Origin of the sequence: Corallococcus sp. CA041A (genome assembly GCF_003612075.1) — a bacterium.
GTDB classification, from domain to species: Bacteria; Myxococcota; Myxococcia; order Myxococcales; family Myxococcaceae; genus Corallococcus; species Corallococcus exiguus.
Window position 1 is genome coordinate 1 of record NZ_RAWF01000003.1, and the last position, 18063, is coordinate 18063.

Sequence of the window (18063 nt, forward strand, 5' to 3'; positions counted from 1 at the left end):
TTGGAGTCGGGGATGGGACCGGGGGAGGCTGCCCGGCTCGCACCCGCCACCGGGCCACGAGGGAGGGTGAACGCCGGATGCGCCTGCTGCACACATCGGACTGGCACCTGGGCCACACGCTGTATGACGTCTCACGCGAAGCGGAGCACGCCGCGTTCCTGACGTGGCTGTTGGACACGCTGGAGTCCCAGGAGGTGGACGCGCTCCTGGTGGCCGGGGACATCTTCGACACGGCCAACCCCAGCGCGGAGGCGCAGGCGGCCTGGTACCACTTCATCGCGCGTGCCCGGCGCACGCTGCCGAAGCTGGACGTGGTGGTGGTGGGCGGCAATCACGACTCCGCCGCGCGCCTGGACGCGCCGGATCCGCTCTTCCACGCCCTGGGCGTGCGCGTGGTGGGCGGCCTGCCGCGCCACCGGGGCGGACTGGAGATGGAGCGGCTGGTGGTGCCGGTGCACGACGCGCGCGGGAAGGTGGGCGCGTGGGTGGCGGCGGTCCCGTACCTGCGGCCCTCGGACCTGCCGTCCGTGCCGGACAGCGAAGGGGACCGGCTGGTGGAGGGCGTGCGCTCTGTTTACACGGAGGTGCTGGAGGCGGCGCGCAGGCGGCGCAGGTCCGGGCAGGCGCTGGTGGCCATGGGCCACTGTTACATGACGGGCTCGGAGCTGTCGGAGCTGAGCGAGCGGAAGATCCTGGGCGGCAACCAGCATGCGCTGCCGGTGGAGCTGTTCCCGGAGGACGTCGCGTACGCGGCGCTGGGGCACCTGCACAAGGCGCAGCGCGTGGGCGGCCGCGAGGGCGTGCGCTACAGCGGGTCTCCGCTGCCGCTGTCGCTGTCGGAGGCGCACTACCGGCATCAGGTGCTGGTGCTGGACGTGGAGGACGGGGCGCTGACGCAGGTGCGTCCGCTGACGGTGCCTCGCACCACGGACATGATGCGGGTGCCCGCGCGGGACGCGGCGCCGCTGTCGGAGGTGCTGGAGTTGCTGGCGGCGCTGCCCGCGTGCGAGGCGGAGGCTCCGGAGTCGATGCGGCCGTACCTGGAGGTCTGCGTGTCGCTGCCCCGGCCGGAGCCGGCGCTGCGCCACAAGGTGGAGAAGGCGCTGGAGGGCCGGGCGGCGCGGCTGGTGAAGCTGACGCCGTTCTATACGGGCACGGGCGGGGCGCTTGCGGACGTGCGGCCGGGGTTGTCGCTGCGTGAGCGCACTCCTGAGGACGTGTTCCTCGCCCGGTATGCGCGGGACTTCAAGGAGGCGCCCTCGCCGGGGTTGCTGGAGTCGTTCCATGCGCTGCTCACGCAGGTGCAGGAGGACGCGTCGTGAAGATCCTGGCGATTCGCGGCAGCAACCTCACGAGCTTCGCGGGGGACTTCGCGCTGGAGCTGGACCGGGCGCCGCTGGACCGGCTGGGGCTGTTCGCCATCTCCGGCGCGACGGGCGCGGGGAAGAGCACGCTGCTGGATGCGCTGTGCCTGGCGCTGTTCGACCGCACGCCCCGGCTGGGCGGGCCCAGCAAGGTGCTGGTGGGCCGGGCGGACGAGGAGGAAGAGGCGCGACTGTCCGCGTACGACGTGCGCGGCATGCTGCGGCGCGGGGCGGGCAAGGGCCACGCGGAGGTGGATTTCCTGGGCAAGGACGGGCGGCGCTACCGGGCGCGGTGGAACGTATGGCGTGCGCGTGAGCGCGCGGAAGGGAGATTCCGGCCGCAGGAGCTGAGCCTGACGGACGTGGTCTCGGGGCAGCTGTTCGGCCGCACCAAGGGCGAGGTGCTCCACGCGATCCAAGAGCGGCTGGGGCTGTCGTTCGATCAGTTCCGGCGCTCGGCGCTGCTGGCGCAGGGGGAGTTCGCGGCGTTCCTGCGCGCGGACGCGAACGAGCGCGCGGAGCTGCTGGAGCGGATGACGGGCACGGAGGTGTACAGCCGCGTGTCCATCGCCGCGCACGAGAAGAACGCGAAGGAGCAGGAGGAGCTGAAGCGGCTGTCGTTGGGGCTCGCGGCCATCGCGCTGATGTCGGACGCGGATCGCGAGAGTGTGCGCGTCCAACTGGGCGAGGAGGAGGCGGCGCGGGTCCGCGAGGAGACGCGGTCGCGCGAGGCGGAGGCGGCCCGGTCCTGGTACGCGCAGCGCGCGGAGTTCGTGGGTCAGGAGCAGCAGGCTGAAGGTGCGGTGGCTCGGGCGGACTCGGAGCGGGAGGCGGCGGCGCCTCGTGAGGCGCTGCTGGAGTCGGTGCGCGCGGCGGAGGGTTTCCGCGCGGTGGTGTCGGCGGTGGAGGCCGCGGAGCAGGGCTGCGTGAGGGCGGAGGCCGAGCAGCTGGAGCGGGCCTCGCAGGCGGAAGCGGCGCTCGCGGCGGCTGCGGCGCAGCGGCAGGTGCGGATGCAGGCGGAGGCCGCGCGGGCCGCGGCGCTGGATGCGGAGGCGTCGGTGCGTCCGGCGCTGGAGGAGGCCGCGACGCTGGACACGCGCCGCGCGGAGGCGGAACGCGAGGCCCGTGAGGCCGCGGAGCTGGCGAAGCAGGCGAAGACCGCGGAAGCGTCGGCTCGAGACGCGCTGGCGCTGGTGCAGACGGCGGAAGCGAAGGCCCAGGTGCTGGTGGACGCGGCCGAAGCGTGGCGCGTGTCGCATGCGAGCTGGGAGTCCCTGGCCACGGAGTGGCCTCGCTGGCAGCGTGAGCTGGAGCGCTTCGCGGGGGCGCTGAAGGACGAACAGTCGGCGGGCTCGGACGCGGACCGGTTGGGGAGGGACGCGGACCGTCTGGGCAACGAGGCCCAGGCGCGCCGTGAGGAGCACCAGGGCGCGGTCGAGTCGGAAGCGCAGGCGCAGGCACTGGCGACGCATGCGGAAGCCGCGCTGGGCGAGGATGGCGGCGCGGCTCGGCGGGCGCTCCGGGATGCGCTGCTGGCGCGACAGGATGTTCTGGGGGCGCTGACACTCGCGGGTGAAGGCGCTCGGGCGGAGGCCACGGCGGAAGGTGACGCGGCGGCGGAGGTGAAGGCGCACCGCGAGGTTTCCCAACGCGCGGCGGAGGAGGCGAAGGACGCGGCGGCGCGGCGGGCGACGCAGGATGCGATGCTCCACGAGGCTCGCCGTGCGCAGTCGCGCGCGGAGGCGACGCAGGGGCTGGCCTCGCACCGGGCCGCGCTGCACGAAGGTGAGCCGTGTCCGCTGTGCGGCGCGCTCGAACATCCGTATGCCCGGGAGGCCTCCGCGCTGGAGGGGCTGGTCGCGGAGGCCGCGGCCCGGGTGCTGGAGTTGGAGACCGCGCGGGATGCCGCGGCGAAGCAGGAGAGCGCGGCGAGCGTGCGGCAGGCGACCGCGGACACCGCCGCGACCCAGGCCGAAGCCCGGCGCGACACGGCGGCCCGCAAGCGCACGGCGCATCGTGAAGCCTGGCGCGCGGCGCGCGAACGGTGGACCCGTGCGGTGCACGCCGAACAGGATGCCAGTGCCGCTGCATCACCTCCCGAGGACGCCGAGGCCACCACCGCCCAGGCGTGGATCCGCTCGGCTCAGGAAGACGCACGTGCGCGGCTCGCGACCCTTCGTGACGAAGAGGCTTCCGCGGAAGCCCGCGCCAGCGCTGCTCGCGAGGCCCGGGCCCAGCTGGAGACCCGGCGCACCCGGCGCGAAGGCGCGGCCGATGCCCTGCGTAAGGCCGAGGACGCCTGGTCCCGCGCGTCCCAGTCCCACCGCGATGCGCTCCTGCGCCGGGACACGGCCCGCGATGCCCGCGAGCGCGCCCTCACCGAAGTGTCCCCTCCGTTCGCCAGCGAGGCTGCCCCCTGGAAGGACAAGCTCGCGGAGGACCCCGTGCGCTTCCAGGGCCAGTGCCTGGCGCGCGTGACGAAGTGGCGCGAGAAGCTCGCGGAGCTGGAGGCCTCTCGCAAGCGCCTGGAGGAACAACAGGGCCTGCGCGCCCGAGAAGAAGTCCGCCTCCAGTCCCGGCACGAGGACGCGGAGACCGCCGCCCACCGCGCGAGCCTCAAGGACGCTGCCTTCCAGGATGCTTCCAGGGCCCGCGCCCGGCTGCTCCAGGGCCGCCCCACGCAGGAGGTGCGCGCGGAGGTCCAGGCGCGCATCGACGCCGCCCAGGCCACCTACGAGCGCGCCCGCGAGGACTCCGAAACCCTCCAGCAGGCGGAGAAGGTGGCCACCGCCCGCGCCGAGGACGCCGTGCGCCTGCGCACCGAGGCCGCCCGCACGCTCGACAGCGCCCAGGCCGTCCTCGCGGAACGCCTCGCCGGACATGGCTCCACCCTGGAGCAACTCAAGGCCCTGCTGTCGCGCGGCGCCGCCTGGTGCGATTCGGAGGCCCGCGCGCTCAACGCCCTGCGCGAGTCCGTCGCCCAGGCCCGCGCTGTCCTCTTGGAGCGCCGCGAGCGCCGCGTCCGCCATGAGGCCTCCGGGCTTCCCTCGCTCGCGGAAGCAGACGTCGCGGAGCTCTGCGAACGCCTGCGCACCGACGTCGAGGTGCGCCACCGCGCCGTGGCCCTGCTGCGCGCGAAGCTGGACCACGACGACGCCTCCCGCGCACGTCATGGCGCGGAGGCCCGGGCCCTGGAGCTGCGCCGCGCCGACGCGGAGGTGTGGAAGACGCTGGGCGACCTCATCGGCTCGCACGACGGAAAGAAGTTCAAGGTCTTCGCCCAGAGCCTCACCCTGGACGCGCTGCTCCTGCACGCCAACGCGCACCTGCGCGAGCTGGCCCGCCGCTACCGCCTGGAGCGCGTGCCCGGCCACGACCTGGACCTCCAGGTGGTGGACGGCGACATGGGCGACGAGGTCCGCAGCGTGGCCAGCCTCTCCGGCGGCGAGAGCTTCCTCGTGTCGCTCGCGCTCGCGCTGGGCCTGGCCTCGCTGTCGTCTGAGACGACGCAGGTGGAGACCCTCTTCATCGACGAGGGCTTCGGCACCCTGGATCCGGAGACGCTGGAGGTCGCGCTCGCCACGCTCGACGCGCTCCAGGCCACCGGCCGCCAGGTGGGCATCATCTCCCACGTGAGCGGGCTCGCCGAGCGCATCGGCGTGCAGGTGCGAGTGGTGAAGCAGGGCGGCGGCCGCAGCAAGCTCGTCGTCGAAGGCGACGCGGGGATCATCGCGCCCTCGGATCAGCAGGTGGCGTGACGGCTCAGCCCGTCACCGGCTCCGCGCCCATCAGGCCGCGCACCACCGCGGCCACGGCCAGCGGCGTCGCCACGCGGTCGTCGCTCAGCGCCGCCAGCGCCCGCGCGAACTGCTCCGCGGAGGAGAAGCGCTGCGACGGGTGCGGCGCGAGCGCCCGGTCCAACACCAGCGCCAGCGGATCCGACACCTCCGGCGCCACCATGCGCACGGGCGTCAACCGCAAGCCCCGGATGGAGGCCTCCACCTCCTCGGCCGTCCCTTCCTCGTAGGGCGACTCCAGGGACAGCAGCTCGTACAGCAACACCGCCGCCGCCCACAGGTCCACCGCGACGGAGACCTCGCCCGCCAGGAGCTCCGGCGAGCGGTAGTTCTGCTTGCCCACCCGCCGCAGATCCACCTCCAGCCCCGCGCGCGAGCGGGCCACGCCGAAGTCCGCGAGCTTCACCTCTCCGCCGCGCGACAGGAGCACGTTGTGCGGAGACACATCGCAGTGCACCACCGCCAGCGGCAGGCCCTTGGAGTTGGTGGCCTTGTGCGCGTACGCCAGCGCCTCCAGCACGTGGCGAACCATCATCACGGAGATGTCGATGGGCAGCTCGATGCGCCGGCGCCGGCACTGCGCCAGCACGCGCCCCAGGTCCGTGCCGTCCACCAGCTCCAGCGCCAGGTAGGGCCCGTCCGCCAGCTCTCCGTACTCCCGGAATCCCACGATGTGCGGATGATCCAGGCACCGCGCCAGCTCCGCCTCGTGCAGGAGTTGCTCGCGCGCTTCCGGGTCCCGCAGGCGCTCCGGTCGCACGCGCTTGAGGGCCATCTCCTCTCCCGCATAGGGGCCCTGGATCATCTTCGCGCGGAACACCTCCGCGTTGCCGCCGCGTCCCAGCCGCGACAGCAGCTGGAAGCGGCCCAGGTCGCGCGGCCACTCGGATGTCGGATCTTCCTCCAACGTCACGCCTTCTCCCCGGCCAGGCTCGCCAGATACCCGTCCAGCGTCGCGGAGAAGGTGGCGTCGTCGCTCAGGAAGGCAAGCCCCACGCCCCCGGTGTACTGCTCGTCCACCACGTGCACCACCAGCGCCTCGCCCTGCAGCCGCTGGCCGTTGGGCAGCTTCACGTCCACGATGACGACGCTGTCCTGCGGCGGGCGGTGCGCCGTGCGCACGAAGAGTCCTCCATTGCTGATGTTCAGCGCGTGCTCGCGCACGAAGTCCAGCTCCGTGCGGAACTCCATCTCCAGCTTCACCGCGAAACGCCGGGCGCGGCGCTGGGATTCATCGCCGGATGCTACGGGGGATGGCGCGGGCGGATCCGACGGCGATGGTTGCTCGGACGCTCCGGCCTCCGGCGCGCCTCCACTTTCGGCGGGAGCAGCCTGGGGCGCGGGCGGTGCCTCGGATGGCGGTGGAGTCTTCGGCGCGGACGAAGCGGGCAGGGGACCTCGCGCGGCCAGATCCTCCAGGTGCTGCCGCAGCTCCTGCGCGGCCTGCGTGCGCTCGTTGCCGGCGAAGGGCGTGCCGCCAGACAGCGTGCGCGAGCGCAGCGCATCCCGCTCCGCCTTGGGCAGCCGCCACAGCTCCACGAACGTGCCGCCGCTCTTGCGGACCTCCTCGCCCAGCCGCTCCACCGCCGCGCGCGGATAGCCGGGCACCTCCACCTTCACCTCCAGCGCGCCGGCCTCGTCGCGAAACGCCACCACGAGTTGCATCGACTGCGCGGACGGCAAGAGCGCACCCAGGCCCTCCACGACGGCTGCCGCCTTCTCAGGCGAAGCCGCTTCCCCCCATACCGCCGCAAGACCGAACACAGGCACGGGGCGGACGATAACCGAGCCCTCCTGGCTCCCGTAAAGACAGTGCAGTCGGAAACAGGCGACAGTGGTGGACGCCAAGTTTACGAATCGTGATTCCCTCTCCGCCCCAGGGCGCACCTACATCGGAATCGGGCGCGCATCCCTCTATGCTGCGGGTGTTCTCCGTAACCCCCCTTCCCGGAGTGCTGACCCGTTATGCGCAATTGGATCCGACTCTTCTCCGGCACGCTGCTTGCCGCCACGCTCATGGCGGGGTGTGGCGGCACCGACCCGGACCCCGGCCCTGGCCCTGATCCCATCCCCACCGACGGAGGCTCCGACGCAGGCGTCGTCGATGCGGGCTTCGACGCCGGCTATGTCGAGGACGCCGGCGTCATCATCGACCCCGACCCCGACCCCGGCGAAGTCCCCGTCGACCCGTATGATCCGAACAACGCCACGAAGGACTCGGACTGCGACGGCCTGACGGACCAGGAGGAGTTCTCCACGGTCTACGCCGGCGGCTTGAAGACGAACCCCGGCCTGCGCGACACGGACGGCGACGGCATCCGTGACGGCGTGGAAGTCGGACGAACGTCCAGCGTCAGCACGGACCCGAACTGCAACTTCCGCGCGGACCAGGATCCGACGACGCGCACCTCGCCGGTGAAGGCGGACACGGACGAGGACGGGCTGCCGGACGGCCTGGAGGACGCCAACCGCAACGGCAAGCGCGACCTCACGGAGACGGACCCCAACACGGCGGACTCCGACGGTGACGGCATCCCGGACGGCGTGGAGGACGCGAACAAGAACGGCTCGGTGAGCCCCGGCGAGACGGATCCCCGCCTGCGCGACACCGACGGCGACGGCCTGCCGGACGGCCTGGAGAAGCAGACGGGCACGGATCCGCTCAAGCCCGACTCGGACGGCGACACCTGTTCGGACGGCGCCGAGGACGTGAACAAGAACGGCAAGGTGGATCCGGGCGAGACGGATCCGCGCAAGGCGGACTGCGCCGCGTCCATCCCCGACGCGGACTTCGACGGCATCCCGGACTCCGTTGAAATCGCCACCGGCACCAACCCGAACAGCGCCGACACGGACGGCGACGGCGTGGCGGACGGCGTTGAGGACACGAACAAGAACGGCCGCGTGGACTCCGGTGAGACCGACCCGCGCCTGACCGACACCGACTGCGACGGGCTCCAGGACGGCGCCGGCCGCAACGGCTTCCTCGGTGAGGACCCCAACTCCAACGGCCAGGTGGATCCCGGCGAGACGGACCCCACCAACCCGGACACCGACGGCGACGGCCTGCTCGACGGCGTGGAGCGTGGTGTGACGACGGCCGCGGCCCCGCGCAACAACTGCGGCTACGTGGGCGACGCGGACCCCACGACGAAGACGGACGCCAACAAGCCGGACACGGACGGCGACGGCATCCCCGACGGCGCGGAGGACTCCAACCAGAACGGCAAGGTGGACCCCGGCGAGCTCAACCCGCTGGACCCCGCGGACGGCGCGGCCACCACGCCCGCCGGCAAGGCGTGCAGCGTGCAGAACCTGCGCACGGTGACCTTCAAGGAGGACAGCGGCGCGGACCTCCGGCTCGCGCTGCCCAACACGTTCAAGGACGCCAACCTCCTCAACCTGAAGGCCAACGGCCAGACCGTGGGCGTGATGGGCTATGACGACACGAAGCAGGTGACGTTCATCGCGTACAAGCGCGCTCCGCTGAGCGGCTCCACCACGCCCTCGACCGACGAGTCGGGCATCCGCACCGGCACGCCGCTCCTGGCGCCGGCGGACGTGGAGTTCACGCAGACGTTCACCACCTGGGACGGCTTCCCCGCGGCGGTCTCCCGCTACGGGCTCGCCGGCACGACGGAGCTGAAGTCGTTCACCAACTCGCTGGCGCGCCAGCTGGTGCCCAACAGCACCGAGTCGCTCGGCGGTTCGGCGGGCATCAACGGCCCGTTCAAGATCCAGGCGCAGTACGTGCACCGCTCCAACGCGAGCGTGGTGGTGGTGCTCGCCATCACGCCGGCGGCCCGCTACAACGAGTCGGCCACGGGCAGTCTCTTCACCATGGCGGACACGGCGGGCGGCTCCGCGCTGGCGCAGTTCGGCGACGCGGACGCGGTGCAGTGCGAGGTCTTCACCGGCAACACGGCCGTGGTGGACTTCCTCTTCGTGGTGGACGACTCCGGCTCCATGGCGTCGTCGCAGACGTCGCTGGCGAACGCGGGCACGGCGGTGGCCAACAAGCTGGGCAACGCGACGCTGGACTGGCGCGTGTCCATGGTGACCACCAGCTACACGGTGGGCAACAGCGCCAACCGCAACATCATCCGTCCCTTCACCACCAACATCGACCAGTTCAAGGCGTGGCTGACCCAGAACGCGGTGTGCAACAACAACGTGTGCGCCGTGAAGGGTGGCACCACCCAGAACCCCACGTACACGCCGCTGCCCAACACCACCTGTACGGCCAACACCAACTGCTGGGTGGCCCTGGGCGGTGACGGCAGCGAGCGTCCGCTGGAGGCCGCGCGCAAGGCCATCAACGACATGGCCGCGTCCACGGGCGGCCCGGAGACGAAGATCCGTCCGGGCGCCAAGGTGGTGGTGGTCATCCTCACGGACGTGAAGGACCAGTCCACGGACACGGTGGCCAACTACTCCGCGTACTTCCTCAACACCGGCACCGTGTCCGGCACCACGAAGAACCCCACGAACCAGTCCATCCAGGTGCACGGCATCATCTGCCCGCCGGACGGTTCCCCGTGCTACGCGGGTGAGGACAACAAGACCCCGCGCCACCTGGACGTCATCCAGGCCACGGGCGGCGTGTCCGGCAGCATCCGGGACAACACCTCCATCACCAACACCATCAACGCCATCGTGGACAGCGTCATCGCGTCGGTGGGTTACCGCACGCTCAAGCCGCCGATTGGCGCGTCGCTGAAGGTCGCGGTGGATGCGGTGGTGGATCCGGCCATCTGCCCCAGCATCGGGGACCTGCCGCGCAGCCGCACCAACGGCTTCGACGTGGACGGCATCAACCGCACCGTGTCCTTCTACGGCGCGTGCCGTCCGAAGGAGTCCGGCAAGACGCAGGCCGCGCTGTCGTACCGCTACTGGATCGACCGCACGGTCAAGCCGGACGGCAACCCGCCGCCGTGCGCGTCCGACACGCAGTACTACGACCCGAACGACCCGGACTTCTGCAAGGGCAAGCTCGCTTGCAACCGCACCACGGACAAGTGCGAGTGCCCGTCGGACTGCGGTGGCACGGCCCCCGCCGGCCAGGTGTGCAACACCGACCGCGCGGTGTGTGACTTCACCTGCGCCCAGGACTGCGGCGGCACGTGCGGCACCTTCGAGACGTGCAACACGAACTCCTGCACGTGCAGCTGCGTGCAGTCCGCGACCTGCGCCGCGGGCTACAAGTTCGACAACAACGCCTGCGGCTGCGTCTGCGACACGGGCGCGCTCAACTGCGGCACCGGCTTCGGCGCGGACCCCGGTCTGTGCGCCTGCGTCTGCAAGCCGGACTGCGGCGGCTGCGCTCCGGGCTTCACGTGCAACGTCAGCGCGTGCGTCTGCGAGAAGCCCATCGGCTAGTCGGAAATGAAAACGCGCTCCCGGTGCCGCATGGACCGGGAGCGCGGCGCTGAATCCGAAGCCCCCGCTCCGCGACGCCCCCTCACGGGGGAAGCGGGCCGGGGGCTTCTTCTTTCCCCTCTACTTCGCCGGGACCAGGCTCGGTGGCGCGCTGGCGGCGCGGTACACGGGATAGAGGCCCAGGCGTTCATCCCAGGTCGGGTGACGCTCGGCGAAGAAGCGCAGGCGGGCGCGCGGGTCCTTGGCGAAGCCCGCGTCCTTCAGGCGCTCCTGGAACGCGGCCTTCACCGCGGGGTCCTTCGCCAGCAGCTCGCGGGCGTAGGGCTCCAGCACATAGTCCTCGATGTATTCCTTCTGCTCGAAGTGGGCGTTGAAGAAGCCCCACGACAGGAGCGAGTCCGGCCCCGCGGGCTCGAAGAGGTGCGCCACCAGCTGCACGTTCTTCTGCGCCACCGGCACGTAGAGCGTCCCCACGGGCAGGTCCTGCGTGTCCGGCGTCCACTCGCCATTCGCGGTGAGGCCCTGGTGGCCTTCGTTGGAGCGCACCTGGAACTGGAAGTCCTTCGAGCGGAACGACTCCACCTTCGCCGCGGGCACCGCGCGGGTGAGGCGCTGGAACGCGATGCCGTGCGCGGCCAGCTTCGGCGCGACCCACGCGGCGTGCGCGGCGGACACCAGGTAGCCGCCCTCGGGCAGCTTCGCGGTGACGGAGGGCTGCACGTCCGGCAGGTACGGCACCTTCCACGTCTGGGGCTGCGTGTCGTCGTAGCGGATGTGCGGCTGGCCGGAGATGTCCGACGGCAGGCGCTCGTAGGCGTAGCCCTTGAACGCAATCGCCTCGCGCTTGGACGTGTTCTTCCAGCCGAGCACCACCTCACGCACCTCGCCGGCCACGGCCTTCTGGTCCTCCGCCTTCACGGCGGCCAGGAGCGCGGCGCCGTCGCGGGACACGAGCTTCAAGAGGCCCTCCAGCACGTCGCGGGTGGCCTTCACGCGCTGCTCGTAGTTCTTCCAGGAGTGCGTCTCCACGAGCACGCCGAAGCGGTGGTGGACGGACCAGAAGGCATGGCTGAAGCGCGGCGGGGGGACACCGTAGGCGAAGCCGCTGGTGGGGTCGTCGTCCACGAGGAAGGACGGATAGAAGCGCAGCGGCTGGTGCCCTTGGGGGGTGAGGCCGGTGAAGAGCTCGTCCACCAGCTTCGTGCCCAGCGCCTGAAGCGCGGGCGGGCCGGACTTCTGGGGCTCCAGGCCCACGGACACGTCGGGTTCGAACTTGGCGCCGTCGGTGACGTGCAGGTCCACGTAGACGAGCGGGTCCCACGCGTTGAGGTACTTCAAGAGCAGCACCATCTCCGGTGCGTCCGCCTTCACGTAGTCGCGGTTGAGGTTGAAGTTCTGGGCGGTGACGCGGAAGCCCATCTCCTCCGGGCCCACCTGGTTGGGGCGGTGGTTGGGGTTGAAGCGCTCGTGGCCGTCCACGTTGAAGACGGGGACGAAGACGGCGGTGACGCCCTTGAGCAGGTCCGGCGTGGACGCCCGGTTCTGGAGCGCGTCGCGCAGGAGCCAGAAGCCCGCGTCCTTGCCGTCGATTTCACCCGCGTGGATGCCGCCCTGGAAGAAGACGACGGGCCGCCCCTTCTTGCGCGCGGCGTCCGCGGTGAGCGTGCCGTCCTGGCTGACGACGAGCGCCACCATGGGGCGGCCCTCCGGCGTGGTGCCCAGCGTGTCGCAGCGGGCCTTGCCAGGGAACGCCTTGGGGAAGGCGCGGCAGAGGCTCTCTGCTTCCGCGTAGCGGCCGGTGCGCTTCCAGCCGCTCTGCTCGGAGACGGTGGTGAGTGGGGGTGGGGCCTGCGTGAGGACCAGGGCTGCGAGGGTGGGCAGGAGCATGCCCGCTTGAGACCACAAGCCCCGTCAGCGCTCAACCTTGCCGCACGGTGTGTGTGCCGCCCACCGGCAGCACGTGCACGCGGTCGCGCGGCCAGCCCCGGCGCAGCCACTCCGCGTCCAGGCGGGCGGGCGGCTCGTCCAAGGGCTCGTCCGTGAGCTTGAACGTGCCCCAGTGCATGGCGAAGAAGGCCATCGCGCCCAGGTCCTCGAAGGCCTGCACCGCCTCTTCCGGGTTCATGTGCTGCAGCCGCATGAACCACGCGGGGTCGTAGGCGCCAATGGGCAGCAGCGCCGCGTCCAGCTTGGGGAACCTGGCGCCAATCTCCTTGAAGCCCTGGAAGTAGGCGGTGTCACCGGAGTGGTAGACGCGCGCGCTGGAGCCCTCCACCACGAAGCCGCCCCAGAGCATCTGGTTGGCGTCGTTGAGGCCGCGGCGGCTCCAGTGCTGGGACGGCACGTAGTGCACGCGCACGGGCCCCACCTGCGTGGACTCCCACCAGTCCAGCTCGTGGAAGGGCAGGCCCTGGCCCTGGAACACCGGCGCGTGGCCCAGGCCGGTGACGATGCGGGCGCCCACCTGCTTGAGCGTGGGCAGGTCCAGGTGGTCGTAGTGGTTGTGGGACACCAGGCTCGCGTCGATGCGCGGCAGCTTCTCCACCGGCACGCCGGGCGGCACGTTGCGGCGGATGACGACGTTGATGGCGTCGCGCAGCACCGGGTCGATGAGCAGCGACACGCCATCCAGCTGCACCAGCCAGCTCGCGTGGCCCAGCCACGTCAGGCGGGCGCCCTCGCCCGGGGCGGGTGGAGTGGCGAGCACCGCCAGGTCCGGCTCCACGTGCGGCACGACCGCGCGCGCGGGCGCGCTGCGGCGCTTGCCCGCGAGCTTGTCCGTGACGGCCCACTTGAAGACGCGGGTGAACGCCTGCGGTCCGCTGCCATCCAGATTCTTGAAGCGCATCGCCATGAGTGGCTCCCGGCAACGGGTGTGTCCCCCAAGGATGGGCCCGCGCCGCCTCGTGCGAGTCATGCTCGGCCGGAGGGGAGGGGTGCAAGGGGAATGCGGCTTTGGATGGCCTGGGGAGGACATGCGCCAGGCGCGGGCGAAAAGGGGCGCGCGCCGTATAAGAGGGCTTCCCATGGGACCTGTCTCCGGCACCACGACCCGCAGGGTGTTGCTCGCGTTCGGCGCGCTGGTGGCGCTGTTCGCGGCGGCGTCGGGCTATGCGCTCGGCCGGCTGGCGGACATCCACGAGGGCACGCGTGCGCTGCGCGAGGTGGGCGGCCGCGCGCGGGAGGCGCGGGAGCTGGCCACGGCGGTGAGGGACCAGTACGCGCACCTGGCGCACACCATCATCCTGGGCAACGACAGCCACCGGCGCTTCCACACCGAGGCCCGCGCCCGCGTGGAGGCGCTGACGCGGCGGCTGGCGGAGCACGCGCGCGACGCGGAAGAGCGCGCGGCGGTGGCGGACATCCAGGCGTCGGGCGACGCGCTGGACACGCTCTACCGGGACACGCTCCTGCCCGCGGTGATGGCGAAGGACGCGGGCGCGGTGGAGGCGGCGCATGGGCGCGCGCTGGAGTGGGTGTCGCGCATCCAGGCGCGGGTGGACGGGCTGACGGCGGACTCGGACGCGTCCATGGATGCCTTCGAGGCGCACGTGGGCGCGGTGGAGCGAGACAGCTTCCGCTGGGCGCTGCTGCTGTTGGGTGGGGCCACGCTGTTCGCGGCCGGGGTGGGCGTGTACATCGGCAACGCGGTGGCGCGGCTCGTCCAGCACGAGAAGCTGGCGGGCATTGGCCGGCTGGCGGCGGGCGTGGCGCATGAAATCAACAACCCGCTGGGCGTCATCCTCGGGTACGTGCGGCTGTTGCAGCGGCGGGCGGAGGGAACGCTCGCGGAGGACCTGCGCGTGGTGGAGGAGGAGGCGGTGCGCTGCCAGGACATCGTGGAGGGACTGCTGGACCTGGCGCGTCCGGGCCGCGGGCCACGTGAGCCGGTGGCGCTGCGCGACGCGTGCGAGGAGGTCGTCTCCCGCCTGCGTGAAGCCACGCGCCTGGGCACCGTGACGGTGGACGTGCACGGAGAGGGCACCGCCTGGGTGCAGGCGCCCCGGCTGCGGCAGGTGCTGCTCAACCTGGTGAAGAACGCGGCGGAGGCCGCGGGCGAGGGAGGACGGGTGGAGGTGCGCATCGCGGTGGACGCGGACGGGAGCGCGCGCGTGGCGGTGTCGGACTCGGGGGCCGGGGTGACGCCGGAAGCGCGGGCGCGGCTGTTCGAGCCCTTCTTCACGACGAAGCCCTCCGGCACGGGGCTGGGGCTCGCGGTGAGTCAGGCCATCGCGGAGGCGCACGGCGGCCGCATCGACGTGGACTCCGGGGCCCTGGGCGGCGCGCGCTTCACGCTGTCCCTGCCCGCGCCGTCGCGTGAACAGGAGGCTGCGGCATGAGCGGCGCGAAGCCTTCGGTCCTCGTCGTGGACGACAAGGAGAACATGCTCAAGCTGTTCGCGCGCATCCTCGGGGACGCGTACGCGGTGACGACCGCGCCCGACGGTGTGCAGGCGCTGGCCCTGGTCTCCGCGCGCACGTTCGACGTGGTCGTCACGGACATCCAGATGCCGGGCGCGGACGGGTTCACGGTGCTGCGCGAGGTGAAGCGGCGCGCGCCGGACACGGAGGTCGTCCTCGTCACCGCCTACGCGAGCATCCCCAAGGCCGTGGAGGCCATCAAGGACGGCGCATACGACTACCTGTCCAAGCCCTTCGACCCGGACGAGGTGGCCCTGGTGGTCGCCCGTGCCCTGGAGCGTCAGCGCCAACGGCGGGATGCACACGGACTCGCCGCCCGCGTGGCGCGCATGCCGGACTTCCACGGCCTGCGTGGCACCAGCACCGCGCTCCAGAAGACGCACGCGCTGCTCGCGCAGGTGGCGGCGCGCGACCTCACCGTGGTGCTCACCGGCGAGACGGGCACCGGCAAGGAGCTGGCCGCCCGCGCGCTGCACCGCGAGAGCCCTCGCCGCGACAAGCCCTTCGTCGCGGTGAACTGCGGCGCGCTGCCGGCGGAGCTGGTGGAGAGCGAGCTCTTCGGCCACGCGAAGGGCGCCTTCACCGGCGCGACCGGCGCGAAGGCCGGCCTCTTCGAGGAGGCCCACGGCGGCACGCTCTTCCTGGACGAAGTGGGCGACCTGCCGCTGCCCGTGCAGGTGAAGCTCAACCGCGCGCTCCAGGAGAAGGAGATCCGCCGCGTGGGCACGACCACGCCGGTGACGGTGGACGTGCGCGTGGTGGCGGCGACGCACCGGGACCTCGCCGAGGAGGTGGCTCGGGGGCGCTTTCGCGAGGACCTCTACTACCGGCTGGGCGGCGTGACGGTGCGGATGCCCGCCCTGCGCGAGCGCCGCGAGGACATCCCGCTGCTCGCCATGCACTTCCTCGCTGGCGCGAAACGGCCGGAGCTGGAGGGCTTCACGCCCCCGTCACTCCAGGCACTCACCGCCGCGCCCTGGCCCGGCAACGTGCGGCAGCTGCAGAACGCGGTGGCGTGCGCGGTAGCGGTGGCGGCGGGCCCCCGAATCACTCCGGAGGACCTGCCGCCCGAGCTCACCGCCGCCCGTACCTCCGCGGCCCCGGGGCCGCTGCCAGCGGAGGCACTGGCGAAACAGCCCTACCGAGAGGCGGTGGACCGCGTGCGCGACGCCGTGTCGCGCGACTACCTCACCGCGCTGATGCAGGAGTTCTCCGGCAACGTCACCCACGCGGCCGAGCGCGCGGGCATGGAACGCGAGAGCCTGCACCGCCTGCTCAAGCGCTATGGCGTCCGCACGGAGGACTTCAAGCGCGGCGACTGAGGCCTTTAGCGGGGCTCGTGCTCGGAGAGCACCTTGTCCAGCGCCTCCGCCTGCGCGCGGACGTCCGCGTCGGTGTCCTTCGCGGCCTTGGCGGCGTGAGCGCGGGCCTTGGCGGCCTCCGTCTTCGCCAGGGCCATGGCCATACACAGGTTCGCCTTGGGGTGATCCGGAGTGGCGTCCAGCGCGGGCTTGAGGACGGCCGCGGCCTGGGCGTCTTCCTGCTTCTCCAGGTGATACATGGCCAGGGCACAGGCCGGATCCACCGCCGAGGGCTCCTGCTTCAGCGCCTCCTGCAGCAGCTCCGTGGCGAACCCGCGCTGGTTGTGCCCGTCCATCGCGAACGCCATGGCGGTGAGCTCCTCCACGGAAGCGTCCCCCTGCTTCTTCGCCTGCTCGACCAGACGCTGCGCGTTCTCGAAGTTGCCGGCGCGCAGTTCCTTGATTCCTTCGGAATACGGGTAGCTCTTCACAGTGTCTCCCAGTGCACCACGCGGTGCGTTGCATGCATTCTGCGCGACTTTGGTTGGGGATCCGCAACTTTGGGGCGGCGGTTTCCGAAAAATCGAGAAGACTTCTCCCCCAGGCCCCCCATGATCATCCGCAACTCGCCCGTCCGCCAGCCGCAGACCTCCGGAACGGATTCCCCCACCGCGCGTCCCGCCGCCCCTGCCGCGCGTAACGTGGTGAAGGACTCCTTCTCCCCTGGCACCACCGCCGCCCAGCGCACGGGCGCCATCAGCAAGGCGCCCCCGGGCGACCACGGCAAGCTGATGAACGAGTACCTCACCGGCGCGCGCCCGCCCCCGGCGGACTTCGAGCAGGTGATGGGCTACAAGCCCTACGCCATCCAGACGCCGCACGGCCAGCGCATGCAGGATCCGCTCGGCTACGCCTCTGTCCCCGGCCAGATTGGCCCGGTGAAGGAGTTCGACAAGGCGGCCAAGACGCACGACTACGGCTACGACCTGCTGCGTTACTACGACCGCAAGGGCACGCCGCTGAAGCCGGAGGCCCGCAAGGCCGCGGACGCGCAGTTCCGCTCGGACATGTTCGACTACGCGAACGACCAGAAGGGCACGCTGTCGAAGTTCAAGTACCGTGCGTGGGCGCAGATCTACGCCACCGCGGTGGAGCTGAACTCGGTGCGCCAGGGCAACGGCCCTCCGTAGTCGTCAGGGAGTCGCATGGAGGCTGAAGGGCCAGACGCAGGGCTGCCCCCGGACCGCGAGGACGTGGTGGCGGCGCTCCTGGCCCATCAGCGCCGCTTCCTCGCCTTCGTGGAGCGGCGGGTGGGCAGCCGGGCCGTCGCGGAGGACCTCTTCCAGACGGCCTTCGCCCGCACCCTGGAGAAGGGTGGGGCGCTGAAGGACGGCGAAAGCGCGGTGGCGTGGTTCTACCGCCTGCTGCGCAACGCGCTCGTGGATCACCACCGTCGGCAGGCCGCGGAAGGACGCGCGCTGGAGGTGGAGGCGCGCGACGCGGACTCCGCCACCGAGGACCCGGAGCTGAAGGGCGCGGTGTGCGCGTGCCTCGCGGACCTGCTGCCCACGCTCAAGCCTGAGTACGCGCAGCTCGTGCGTCAGGTGGACCTGGAGGGGCGGGCGGTGCCGGACGTGGCGCGCGAGGTGGGCATCACCCCCAACAACGCGGGCGTGCGGCTGCACCGTGCGCGGCTCGCGCTCAAGCGTTCGCTGGAGCGCGGTTGCGGCGCGTGCGCGGCGCACGGCTGCCTGGACTGCTCCTGCAAGCCGCGCCGCTGAGGCGCCTGCGGCTCCGGGGC

At 71.8% G+C, this 18063-nt stretch carries 12 protein-coding genes; 7 read left to right on the forward strand and 5 right to left on the reverse strand.

Going from position 1 to position 18063, the window contains the following annotated elements:
• Positions 1–77 precede the first annotated feature (77 nt).
• Both D7V77_RS00910 and D7V77_RS00915 read left to right on the forward strand, forming a co-directional pair.
• The gene (locus D7V77_RS00910) at positions 78–1322 is read left to right on the forward strand and encodes an exonuclease SbcCD subunit D (RefSeq protein ID WP_120574369.1); all 1245 of its coding nucleotides are present in this window, start codon (positions 78–80) and stop codon (positions 1320–1322) included.
• Positions 1319–5122 (forward strand): AAA family ATPase, encoded by a 3804-nt coding sequence (locus tag D7V77_RS00915; protein WP_120574370.1) that lies wholly within the window; start codon positions 1319–1321, stop codon positions 5120–5122. The genes D7V77_RS00910 and D7V77_RS00915 overlap by 4 nt, the downstream gene beginning before the upstream one ends.
• 4 nt (positions 5123–5126) lie before the next feature.
• On the opposite strand, the gene D7V77_RS00920 is transcribed toward D7V77_RS00915, so the two are convergent.
• The gene (locus D7V77_RS00920; protein WP_172813111.1) at positions 5127–6074 is read right to left on the reverse strand and encodes a serine/threonine-protein kinase; all 948 of its coding nucleotides are present in this window, start codon (positions 6072–6074) and stop codon (positions 5127–5129) included.
• Positions 6071–6865, reverse strand: a complete 795-nt coding sequence (locus D7V77_RS00925) for a TIGR02266 family protein (RefSeq protein WP_233596555.1) — start codon at positions 6863–6865, stop codon at positions 6071–6073. Before D7V77_RS00925 ends, D7V77_RS00920 begins: the two co-directional genes overlap by 4 nt.
• A 261-nt stretch (positions 6866–7126) precedes the next feature.
• Here D7V77_RS00925 and cglD point away from each other — a divergent pair, with 261 nt between their 5' ends.
• On the forward strand, positions 7127–10540 hold the full coding sequence (gene cglD, locus D7V77_RS00930) for an adventurous gliding motility lipoprotein CglD (RefSeq protein ID WP_120574372.1): 3414 nt from the start codon (positions 7127–7129) through the stop codon (positions 10538–10540).
• Between the two features lie 120 nt (positions 10541–10660).
• On the opposite strand, the gene D7V77_RS00935 is transcribed toward cglD, so the two are convergent.
• Positions 10661–12427 (reverse strand): M14 family zinc carboxypeptidase, encoded by a 1767-nt coding sequence (locus D7V77_RS00935; RefSeq protein ID WP_120574373.1) that lies wholly within the window; start codon positions 12425–12427, stop codon positions 10661–10663.
• 31 nt (positions 12428–12458) lie between these two features.
• Positions 12459–13394 (reverse strand): MBL fold metallo-hydrolase, encoded by a 936-nt coding sequence (locus D7V77_RS00940; RefSeq protein WP_120574374.1) that lies wholly within the window; start codon positions 13392–13394, stop codon positions 12459–12461.
• Between the two features lie 172 nt (positions 13395–13566).
• Here D7V77_RS00940 and D7V77_RS00945 point away from each other — a divergent pair, with 172 nt between their 5' ends.
• Together D7V77_RS00945 and D7V77_RS00950 are read left to right on the forward strand one after the other, a co-directional pair.
• Positions 13567–14880, forward strand: coding sequence for a sensor histidine kinase (locus D7V77_RS00945; protein ID WP_120574375.1), 1314 nt, complete (start codon positions 13567–13569; stop codon positions 14878–14880).
• On the forward strand, positions 14877–16283 hold the full coding sequence (locus D7V77_RS00950) for a sigma-54 dependent transcriptional regulator (protein WP_120574376.1): 1407 nt from the start codon (positions 14877–14879) through the stop codon (positions 16281–16283). The genes D7V77_RS00945 and D7V77_RS00950 overlap by 4 nt, the downstream gene beginning before the upstream one ends.
• A 5-nt stretch (positions 16284–16288) precedes the next feature.
• On the opposite strand, the gene D7V77_RS00955 is transcribed toward D7V77_RS00950, so the two are convergent.
• Positions 16289–16753, reverse strand: a complete 465-nt coding sequence (locus tag D7V77_RS00955; protein WP_120574377.1) for a hypothetical protein — start codon at positions 16751–16753, stop codon at positions 16289–16291.
• 120 nt (positions 16754–16873) lie between these two features.
• On the opposite strand from D7V77_RS00955, the gene D7V77_RS00960 reads away from it, so the two are divergent.
• Entirely contained in the window at positions 16874–17452 is a 579-nt protein-coding gene (locus tag D7V77_RS00960) for a hypothetical protein (RefSeq protein ID WP_120574378.1), read from the forward strand.
• A 15-nt stretch (positions 17453–17467) separates the two neighbouring features.
• Positions 17468–18043, forward strand: coding sequence for an RNA polymerase sigma factor (locus D7V77_RS00965; protein ID WP_120574379.1), 576 nt, complete (start codon positions 17468–17470; stop codon positions 18041–18043).
• Positions 18044–18063: the final 20 nt, after the last annotated feature.

Bases quoted from the DNA above. Each gene is read 5' to 3' on its own strand.
- D7V77_RS00910 (WP_120574369.1), top strand. From the start codon at position 78: ATGCGCCTGCTGCACACATCGGACTGGCACCTGGGCCACACGCTGTAT.
- cglD (WP_120574372.1), top strand. From the start codon at position 7,127: ATGCGCAATTGGATCCGACTCTTCTCCGGCACGCTGCTTGCCGCCACG.
- D7V77_RS00935 (WP_120574373.1), bottom strand. From the start codon at position 12,427: ATGCTCCTGCCCACCCTCGCAGCCCTGGTCCTCACGCAGGCCCCACCC.
- D7V77_RS00940 (WP_120574374.1), bottom strand. From the start codon at position 13,394: ATGGCGATGCGCTTCAAGAATCTGGATGGCAGCGGACCGCAGGCGTTC.
- D7V77_RS00945 (WP_120574375.1), top strand. From the start codon at position 13,567: ATGGGACCTGTCTCCGGCACCACGACCCGCAGGGTGTTGCTCGCGTTC.
- D7V77_RS00950 (WP_120574376.1), top strand. From the start codon at position 14,877: ATGAGCGGCGCGAAGCCTTCGGTCCTCGTCGTGGACGACAAGGAGAAC.
- D7V77_RS00960 (WP_120574378.1), top strand. From the start codon at position 16,874: ATGATCATCCGCAACTCGCCCGTCCGCCAGCCGCAGACCTCCGGAACG.
- D7V77_RS00965 (WP_120574379.1), top strand. From the start codon at position 17,468: ATGGAGGCTGAAGGGCCAGACGCAGGGCTGCCCCCGGACCGCGAGGAC.